Below are 1399 nucleotides of genomic sequence, written 5' to 3' on the forward strand. Positions count from 1 at the left end.
GTCGTCCGCGTGGATGCGCTCGGCCGCAAAGACATGGCCGCGGATCGCATCGACCAGCGGCATCAGGGTTGCCGTGGAGGCGCCCACCCAGTCCGCCAGCGTCGAGACGTCGAGGTCGATGCCTTCGCGCCGGTAGACGTCGCTCTGACGATGGAGCGGCAGGTGCAAGCCGTATTTGGCGAACAGGACATGGGCCAGCAGCTTGGGTCCTGCACGTCCGCGCGCGATCGGGTGCGAGGGAGCCGGAGGCTGGGTGATGGCTTCGCAGGCCCGGCAGACGAGCTTCTCGCGCACGCGCTGGATGACTTTCCACTGCCGCAGAATGAGCTCCAGCGTCTCGCTCACGTCCTCGCCGATTTTGCGTAACCGGCGGTCGCCGCAGCATGGGCAGGCCGCAGGTATCGGATAGACAAGGCGTTCCCGTGGCAAATGCTCCGGCAGCGGCCGGCGCACCGGCTTGCGGCGCTCGAACGATGGCACCGTAATCTTGTCGCCTGCGGCCATCTGCGCCGCGGTCTCGGCTTGCGCCGCGTTCTCCTCCAGATCGGCGAGTTGCAGTTCGAGCTGATCCAACAGTGCGCCACGTTCCGAGGACTGTCCGAACTTCTCATGCCGCCGCTTCTTGATCGTGAGTTTGAGCTTCTCGATCAGCAAGGTCCGCGCCTGGGCGTCCGCTTCCGCGGCCAACCGCGCTACCCGCTCGGCACGCAGCATCGCCTTCAGCGTGGTCGCATCGTCGGGGAGAGAATCATCGGCGCCATCCCGGTCAGAGAATCACAATAAGCTGTCTGTGTCTGAACTGCCGACGTGTGGTCGATTCAAATCCCAGCGATCAACCCGCCGCCTGCGGCCGCCAAGTGTGTTGCGGCATCCGCCAGTCGATGCCCTCGAGCAGGTAGCCAAGTTGGGCTCGGGTGATGGTCACAATGCCATCGGCCGACGACGGCCAGAGGAAGCGGCCGCGCTCCAGCCGCTTGGCGTAGAGCGACATGCCGAGCCCATCATGCCAAAGGATCTTGATCAGCTTGCCGCTCTTGCCTCGGAACACGTAGAGGTCGCCGCCGTGCGGGTCGCGTCTGAAGGCCTCTTGCACCAGTAACGCCAGCGAGTTCATGCCGCGGCGCATGTCGGTGTGGCCGGTCGCAATCCACACCCGTACGGCGGGCGGAATGGGGATCACCGCGGCCGTCCATCTGCCAGTGCCGCGACCGCGGCCTTCAGCGTCGCCGCGTCGACCGTGCCCGTGATCCGCATCCGAGCCCCGGCCGCAAACTCGATCTCGATCGCGCCGCCGCCGGCCGGCCCGACCGGACCAAGCGTCGGCCCCGATTCCGCGACCACCATCGCCGGTACGAAGCCCGTTTGATGGGCGGCATCCTTCGGCTCGGGACGAAACGAC

2 protein-coding genes and 1 pseudogene are annotated in these 1399 nt (G+C 66.5%); all 3 read right to left on the reverse strand.

Features of this window, described 5'->3' with window-relative positions:
• The coding region (locus tag CWO89_RS44205; protein ID WP_245476867.1) for an IS66 family transposase at positions 1-714 on the reverse strand (714 nt) is incomplete at its 3' end.
• 118 nt (positions 715-832) lie between these two features.
• Entirely contained in the window at positions 833-1180 is a 348-nt protein-coding gene (tnpB, locus tag CWO89_RS44210) for an IS66 family insertion sequence element accessory protein TnpB (RefSeq protein ID WP_028169062.1), read from the reverse strand.
• Positions 1177-1399: pseudogene (locus tag CWO89_RS44215) on the reverse strand (IS66-like element accessory protein TnpA); the annotation flags it as partial. The pseudogene CWO89_RS44215 and the gene tnpB, both read right to left, overlap by 4 nt.

Source organism: Bradyrhizobium sp. Leo170 (genome assembly GCF_004296405.1).
Classification (GTDB): domain Bacteria; phylum Pseudomonadota; class Alphaproteobacteria; order Rhizobiales; family Xanthobacteraceae; genus Bradyrhizobium.